This window comes from Leifsonia poae (assembly GCF_027921845.1).
GTDB lineage: Bacteria > Actinomycetota > Actinomycetes > Actinomycetales > Microbacteriaceae > Leifsonia > Leifsonia poae.
Genome location: NZ_BSEN01000001.1, coordinates 667727 through 675782 on the forward strand (window position 1 = coordinate 667727; position 8056 = coordinate 675782).

General features: G+C 66.7%; 6 protein-coding genes. All 6 read right to left on the minus strand.

Annotated features, from left to right (window positions below; translation table 11 throughout):
• Nucleotides 1-15: 15 nt before the first annotated feature.
• Nucleotides 16-750, minus strand: coding sequence for a type IV pilus modification PilV family protein (locus tag PKE84_RS03185; protein ID WP_373877107.1), 735 nt, complete (start codon nt 748-750; stop codon nt 16-18).
• Complete coding sequence (locus tag PKE84_RS03190; protein WP_271175734.1) at nt 750-2147, minus strand: prepilin-type N-terminal cleavage/methylation domain-containing protein; 1398 nt, start codon at nt 2145-2147, stop codon at nt 750-752. Before PKE84_RS03190 ends, PKE84_RS03185 begins: the two co-directional genes overlap by 1 nt.
• 99 nt (nt 2148-2246) lie before the next feature.
• Nucleotides 2247-2708: a prepilin-type N-terminal cleavage/methylation domain-containing protein gene (locus PKE84_RS03195; protein WP_271175735.1), complete on the minus strand. Its 462-nt coding sequence runs from the start codon at nt 2706-2708 to the stop codon at nt 2247-2249.
• A gap of 173 nt (nt 2709-2881) precedes the next feature.
• Nucleotides 2882-4108, minus strand: a complete 1227-nt coding sequence (locus PKE84_RS03200; protein WP_271175736.1) for a type II secretion system F family protein — start codon at nt 4106-4108, stop codon at nt 2882-2884.
• Nucleotides 4109-4111: 3 nt separating this feature from the next.
• Nucleotides 4112-5977, minus strand: coding sequence for a type IV pilus twitching motility protein PilT (locus PKE84_RS03205; RefSeq protein WP_271175737.1), 1866 nt, complete (start codon nt 5975-5977; stop codon nt 4112-4114).
• A 26-nt stretch (nt 5978-6003) separates the two neighbouring features.
• Complete coding sequence (locus PKE84_RS03210; protein WP_271175738.1) at nt 6004-7674, minus strand: GspE/PulE family protein; 1671 nt, start codon at nt 7672-7674, stop codon at nt 6004-6006.
• Nucleotides 7675-8056: the final 382 nt, after the last annotated feature.

The following is an 8056-nucleotide window of genomic DNA, read 5'->3' on the forward strand; positions in this document are numbered from 1 at the left end:
ATTCGATGCGCTTCGTCATGAGAGGGTCCTGTTCAGTCCGAGATTCGGCAGCCCGACCGTGTTCTGCAGCGTCACGGTATGGGCCGTGTCCGTGAGGCTGGACTGCACGGTCAGCGTGACCTGAACGGAGGCGATCGTGGCTCGGGTCGCCGCGCTCGTGATCTCCCCGGTTGCCAACGTCGCGGACGACATCGCGATGGGCGTGTTCGTCGCGTCCAGGTAGGTGAAGGTCCAGGGCTTCCCGGTTGCTCGTGAGGCGATCGCACCGGCCAGGATCCTGGTCGATTGCGGTGTGGTCGTCTCGGCGGGGAACGACCAATAGCCGTTGCCGAGGTTGGTCGCCGGCCACACGCTCTCGGTGAACCGCCGCGTGCCCGATTCGATTCGGAGCCGAACCATGATGGGTTTCTGGGCCGTGCCGGTCAGGTTGACGAACGCATAGAAGAGCACCGACTCGTTGCGCGCGTAAACGAATGCCGGGTCGTTGGGCGGAGGCGTGCCGACTCCGCTGCCCTGGATCGGGTTGTCGGTTCCGGCGCGGAGCATCCTTGCGGCTTCGTTCATGACGTTGGTCGCCGACCGGGTGTTCTGGTTGGTGTTCTGCGCGACCCCGAGGGCGTTGACCGTGCTGACGTAGAGGTTGGCGATCAGCGTGATCACGATGCCGAAGACGAACATCGCAACGATCCACTCGACCAGGCTGATGCCGGATTCATCGCTACGCAGGCGTCGTTGCCAGGTGTGCCGCATCACGGGACCACCACTCTCGGGTCAAGGGTGACGACGCCGAGGAGGCCGATCTTGGTTCCCGTCGTACCGCTTGGGACCGTGAGGCTCGCGGACGGGACGAGGGTAGTCGGGTTGGCGCTGGTTCCCCAGGCGAGCGTCCAGGAACCGTACGGCAACGCAACGGTCAGCGTGTTTCCCTTCGACTTTCCGAGAAGCGTGGTGAAGGCGAGGGACTGCGGCTTGCCCGAACATCCCGGGTCTCCCGGCACCGCGGAGAGTGCGCTCGTCGCGACCAGGTAGAGGTTTCCGGTCGTGCCGTTGGTGTTGGTGACCGTCACCGAGCCCATCGGGAACCGTGGAACCGTGACCGACGCGCCCGCGGCGAAGCTCGGGACGGCGGCGGGCGCCGGTGCCCTCAGGGTGTGCCCCTGAGCATCGGTCGTGTCGGGCCATTGACCGGGGTCGGGAGAGACGCAGCCGGCGTTGCTCGATGTCTTGGCGACGAACGCACCGGGAAACGCGTCGTACTCGGTGGACGGGAATAGCTTCACAGAGCCGGGCGTGGTGGCCGCTGTGTTGTAAACGCCGTTCGAGCTGGTGAACGTGTCGATCAGATTGTTGGGGATCTGCACTCCACCACTGGGATAGGACATGCCGATCGTTCCCGCTTCGTCGTAGGTGAACCCTGCAGACGTGCTCGTACCCGCTTTGACGGTCACGGTGCGAGAAGGAGCGGTGTTCTGCTGCGGATCGATGTATCCCGCCCTGGTCACGCTCACCGTGTAGCTACCCGGCGGAACCTTGAGGACGTAGCTGCACCCGGCGACGTCGGTCGCCGTCGGGGTGGAGCCGGGGTTCGGCGAGATCGACACGGAGACGCCTGAGACGGGAGACCCCGTAGCCGATTTGGTCGAGACGAGAATCGTGCCGAGAGTATCGATACTGATCTTGGAGGAGGGGGCGAACAACGTGTCCGCGACCACCGGGGCCCCGATCATCTTTGGCCACGTGATCGAGACGTGGATGCGCTTGTAGAGCAAGGAGCTCGGTGCAGAGGCATTGCAGTCGACGTCGCTCCCCGAGTTGTAGACCCAGCTGACGTCGCGCTCGATCGAATAGGTCGTGCCCGTTCCGCTCGGAACCTGCACCGTCTTCGGAGCGTTGTCAAGAGTGGACTGCAGGGCGAAGATGTCGGCCGCTGAACGGTCGAGGTCGATCTCCTGCGCAGCGAGATTGGTCGCGACGGCGCGGGATCGGGAGTCGTTGGTGAGGCTGAACGCCGAAAGCAGCGAGTAGGCGACGCCGACGGAGATGATGGCGAAGATCATCATGGCGACGATCACCTCGATGAGGCTGACGCCGGCAGATTCGTCGCGCGCTAGTCGGGCGACGCGGAGGGTGGCACGGAGAGCTTTCATAGTTCACCTCCCCTGGTCGGGTTGGGATGGTGGCGGAGCGGGGGGTACTTCTACTGCAGAAACGGGGCGTCGCCTGCGCGACGCCCCGTTCCACGGTGACTATGGAGTGACTGTGCAGGCAGCCTTCGTGACCCCTGCAGTGTCGGTGATCGAGAACTTCGTCGCCCCCGAGCTCTTGCTCACTCCGTCGATGCAGAAGCCGGTCGCAGTCGCATGCGGGGTGAGCGACGCCGTGTTGTCGCTGAAGGTCGCCCCGTACTTGGACTGGTCAGCGGTGGGAGCCGCCGTCGTGGGAACGACCGTGGTCGCGTCGGTGTAAGCCTTGCCGGGGTTGTCGTTCATCCAGGCGATGACGGCAGTCTTCGCGTTGGTGAGGTCGGACTTCGTGGCGGAGTCCTTCGCGTTGTCCTGGATGCCCAGGTACACCGGGATGGCGATGGCGGCGAGGATGCCGATGATGATGACCACGACGAGGAGCTCGATGAGCGTGAAGCCCTTTTCGTTCTCTTCGAGCAGGCCCTTGCGGCGGGCGTTCAGTTTGCCCATGAGTCGGAAGTACATTGCGGTGTCCATTCGGTCGGGAATGCGGGTCCGGATGGGGCGAGTCCCGTCCGTTGGCTTGATGGTATTTGGCAGAAAACTCCCGGCAGAATCCCACGAAAGGGGGGAATATCACTCAGTTTTCACCCCAGTAAGGGGGAGAAAACGGTGAGGTGGCTCCCAGTTGGGGGGTCTTATTTGACTAGGCTGGAGATTTGGAAGATCGGCATGTAGAGCGCGATGACCATGCCGCCGATCACGACGCCGAGGAACGCGATCATGAGCGGCTCGATCATCGCCGTGAGTTGCTCCGTCGCAGACTCCACCTCTTGGTCGTAGAAGTCCGCGATCTTGTCGAGCATGATCTCCAGCGAGCCGGAGTCCTCGCCCACTGCGATCATCTGCGTGACCATGGCGGGGAATACTGGCTGCTCCGACAGCGGGCCGGCGATCGACTCGCCTTGCCGCACGGAGTCCGCGACTTTCACGAGCGCACTCTCGATCACCCAGTTGCCGCTGGTCTCCCCCACGATCTTCAGGGCCTGCAGAATGGGAACGCCGGCACCGATCATATTGGAGAAGTTGCGACTGAAACGGGCCACCGCGATCTTCTTCAGCAGAGGTCCGAAGACCGGCAGCTTCAGCTTGATGGGATCAACCCGCATTCGCACTTTCTCGGTGTTCTTGTTCTTCGACCACCAGACGCCGCCGACGATCCCGCCCACGATCAACACGGGCGCGATCCACACCATGGCGTGCGAGAGCTCGACGAGCACCATGGTGGGCAGAGGGAGCTGTCCCCCGAGGCCTTTGAACATGTTCTCGAACACGGGCACGATGAACAGCAGCATGGCGATGACGGCGACGAGCGACATGATCAGCACGATGACGGGGTAGGTCAGCGCCGACTTGATGGTGCCGCGGAGCTTGACCTCCTTCTCGAAGTTCGTCGCGATGGCCTCGAGCGAGCTGTCGAGGAAGCCGCCCGTCTCTCCGGCGCGCACCATGTTGATCATGAGCGGCGGGAATACCTCTGCGTGCTTGCGGAGCGAGTCTGAGATCGAAACGCCCGTCTCGACATCGTCGCGAACGCTGCCCATGATCGTCGCGAGCTTCTTGTTCTCGGTCTGCTCGGCGATGATGTTCAGGGTCCGAAGCAGCGAAAGGCCTGAACCGATCATCGTGGCCATCTGGCGGCTCATGATCGCGAGGTCCTTGAGCTTGACGCCGGTTCCGAATCCGATGTTGATCTCGCGACTCAGGCCCGTCCCCTCGGCCGCCTCCACGATCGACACGGGCGACAGCCCCATCGTCCGCAACCGCGACGCGACGGCGGACTCGCTCGGCGCATCCACCCGGCCTTTGACGATCTTGCCTGCGGCGTCGCGTCCCTTGTACGCGTAAGCGGTTGCACCTGCCACGGGTTACCTCACCGTCCCTGAGTAGGTGTCTCCGAAGTCCGGACCGGCGGTCGCGAATGCCCGCGCTGAGGCCTCTGTCGGCGACTCCACGCGCTGGATCAGCCGGTGGATGCCCTCGACGTCGTGTGCCTTCTCGAGGGCCGCCTTGCGGGTGATGGTGCCGTTGTTGACCAGGTCGGCGAGGTGCTGGTCCATGGTGTGCATCCCGGAGTCGCGGCCGGCCTGCATCATGGAGGCGATCTGGTAGGTCTTGCCCTCGCGGATGAGGTTGGCGATGGCGGGTGTCATCATGAGCACCTCGGTGGCGACGACACGGCCGCGGCCGTTCGCACGTTTGACGAGGGTCTGGCAGACGACGCCCTGCAGGGTGCCGGCGAGCTGGGCGCGCACCTGGTCCTGCTGGTGCGGCGGGAAGACGTCGATGACACGGTCGATGGTCTGCGCGGCATCCTGGGTGTGCAGGGTGGCGAAGACGAGGTGGCCGGTCTCGGCGGCGGTGAGGGCCACCGAGATGGTCTCGAGGTCGCGGAGCTCACCGATCAGGATGACGTCGGGGTCCTGCCGCAGCACGTGCTTGAGCGCGTTGTTGAAGCTGTGGGTGTCGTGGCCGACCTCGCGCTGGTTGACGATCGCCTTCTTGTGCACGTGCATGAACTCGATCGGGTCCTCGACCGTCACGATGTGGTCGGCGCGCGTGCTGTTGACGAGGTCGACCATCGCAGCGAGGGTTGTGGACTTGCCCGAACCGGTCGGTCCCGTCACGAGCACGAGCCCACGCGGAAGCTGCGAGAAGCCGCCGACGCTCTCCGGAACGCCCAACTCCTTGAGCTGCTTGATCTCGGTCGGGATGAGACGGAACGCGGCACCGACGGCGCCGCGCTGCTGGTAGAAGTTCACACGGAAGCGGGCGTTGGCCGAGATGGTGAAGGCGAAGTCGAGCTCGAGCTCGCGCTTGAAGATCTCGGCCTGGCGCTCGCTCAGCAGACTGGTGAGCGCCTTCATGGTGCGGTCGTTGTTCCAGGGCTCGGTGCTGGCTGCGGGGCGCAGGCCGCCATCGACGCGGATGGTCGGGGGTGCGCCGACGGTGATGTGGAGGTCGGAGGCCCGCTGGTACACGACTTCGTGCAGGGCGGCGACGAGTTCCTTGTCCGCGCGTTCGAGGGCCTCGCGCTCGGCGGCGGTCAGACGTTCGTCGATCGGCTCGGGGGCGCGCGGGGCCGGCGTGGTCTCGGTGAGTGTCTCCGGAGCGACCTCGGCGGCGCGGCGACCCTCGGGCACCAGGCGCTGCACGGGCGCGGTCTGCCCGGCGTGCTCGGGGTGCGCGGGCTGAGCCGTCTGCTCGTGCGAGGTGAGGGACCAGGATCCGGTGGGCGGATCGAACGAGGCGGCCGGCGGCAGCGGTGCGGTGAACGCCGGCGGGGCGATGTCGGCGGCGATCGGCGCGGTGGTCGGGGGCGGGAAGGCCGCCGGAGCGCTCGGCGCGGAGACGGCGGGTTCGGGCGTGACCGGCGCGGAGGCCGGCGGAGCGAACGAGGTGACCGGAGCCGAGGTCGGCGCAGGGAATGCCGGAGCCGCCGCGGGCACAGGGAGCGGAAGCGTCGGCGGCACGACGGAGGACGCAGGCGGAACCGACGCGGACGCTGCCAGCGGCGCAGCCGACACGGGCGGCGCGGCCGACACCGGCGGCGCAGCCGACACCGGCGGCACCGCCGACACGGGCGGAGCCGGCGGCGTCAGCCCCAGCATCGCGTCGAACGACGGCTGCGAGCCCACCGCGGAATCCGGGAGCGGCACCGGCGTGCCCGGATGCCAGCCGTCGGCATCCTGACCGGGCGGTGTCACCGGAATCTCGTAGATCGGCTGGCTCATGCGGTCTCCCCACTCGGAATCGTTCACTACGCGACCACCCTCAAGATCTCTTCGACGCTCGTCAGCCCGAGCTTGGCTTTCTCCCAGCCGTCCTCGCGCAGGGTGAGCATCCCCTGCTCGCGCGCGGCGCGGCCGATCTCGGCACTGGATGCGCGGGCGACGGCGAGACGCTCGATGTCCTCGCTCACCGCCATGACCTCGTGCACCGCGATGCGTCCGCGGTAGCCCGTGTTCGAGCAGGTGGCGCAGCCGACCGGCGCGTACACGACCGGCGGAACCTCACCTGCCGAGACGCCGAAGCGGAGCGCGTGCAGGTCCTCCGCCGAGTACTGCGCCGGCTGCTTGCAGCGGTCGCACAGGCGGCGCGCGAGGCGCTGGGCGACGACGCAGTCCAGAGCCGAGCCGACGAGGAACGGTTCGATGTCCATCTCGGTGAGGCGGGTGATGGCGCTCGGCGCGTCGTTGGTGTGCAGCGTGGAGAGCACGAGGTGGCCGGTCAGCGATGCCTCGATGGCGATCTGCGCGGTCTCGTGGTCGCGGATCTCACCGAGCAGCACGACATCCGGGTCGCTTCGCAGGATGGAGCGCAGCGCGCTCGCGAAGGTGAGGCCGGCCTTGGGGTTCACCTGCACCTGGTTGATGCCGGGCATCCGATACTCCACCGGGTCTTCGACGGTGATGACGTTGATCTCGGGACGGGCGACCGCGTTCAGCGTCGTGTACAGGGTCGTGGACTTGCCGGAACCCGTCGGACCGGTGACCAGGATCATCCCGTACGGCTTGGAGTACGACGTGCGGTAGGTCTCGAAGTTGCGCTCGAGGAGGTTGAGGTCGCGCAGCGTCATCCCGGTGTTGGTGTTGTCCAGGATTCGCATGACGACCTTCTCGCCCCACACGGTCGGGAGGGTTGCGACGCGGAGGTCGATCTGGCGGCCGCCGTGCACGACGGACATGCGGCCGTCCTGCGGCTTGCGACGCTCGGCGATGTCGATGTCGCTCATGATCTTGAGCCGCGAGATCACGCCGTTCTGGATGCTCTTCGGCGCGCTCTGCATGGCGTGCAGCACGCCGTCGATGCGGTACCGCACCCGCACGTCGTGCTCGGCGGGCTCGATGTGGATGTCGGAGGCGTGGTCCTGGATCGCCTGACTCACCAGCAGGTTGACGAAGCGCACGATGGGCGCGTCGTCCTCCGAGGCGTCCCCGATGCTCATCGAGGAATCGTCGGCGGGGGCGTTCTCCTCCTCGAGCGTGGTCGTGAGGTCGCTGAGTTCGTCGTCGGCGCGGATGTACCGGTCGATGGCGGCCAGGAGGTCGGCGCTGTCGGCGAGAGCGGGCGAGACGCGCATCCGGGCGGCGGCGCGCACGTCGTCGACGGCGAACACGTTGCCGGGGTCGGACATCGCCAGGATGAGCGTTCCGTCGGTGATCGCGATGGGGAGCACGTTGTGGCGGCGGCAGATGGCGCCGGGCACGAGGGCGACGGCGGTGCGGTCGACGGGGTAGTCGACGAGCTCGACGAAGGGCATGCCGGCCTGGGCGGCGCGGGCCTTGGCGAGCTGGAGTTCGCTGATCGCGCCGCGCGCGAGCAGATCGGTCACGGCGGCCTCGTCGGCCGCGGGCTCGCTGGTGACCGAGTCGAGGTACTCGATCGGCAGATGGCCGTGGAGAATGAGGATCTCCGTCATGGACGCCACGGTTGCCTCCTTGTTCAAGGACGCTGCCGAGGTGATTCGGGTTCCACGGCAGAGTGCGGCGATAAGGAGTGCGGTGCACTCGGTGCTTCGGTCGGGTGAAGCGTTGTCACACTATTCGCACGGGTCACGGGCACAACAGCCCCGCGTGCGGGTGCCACGCTCACGGGGGCCACCGTGTACCCCTTCTCGCGAGGGGTGCGAAATGTCTCTCAAACGGCCCGGATGAGCGACCGTACGCACCTCTCGCGCGGGGGCGTTCGACGAGTTGCGTCAGATGTGCGGTGCGGGAGGCCGGGGACCGCACTCTTCGCGAAAGTCGATCGGGCGGGAGCGCACGGCGGGCGCGCGGCGCGGCGACGCGGCGCGCGCGGCGCGGCGCGCG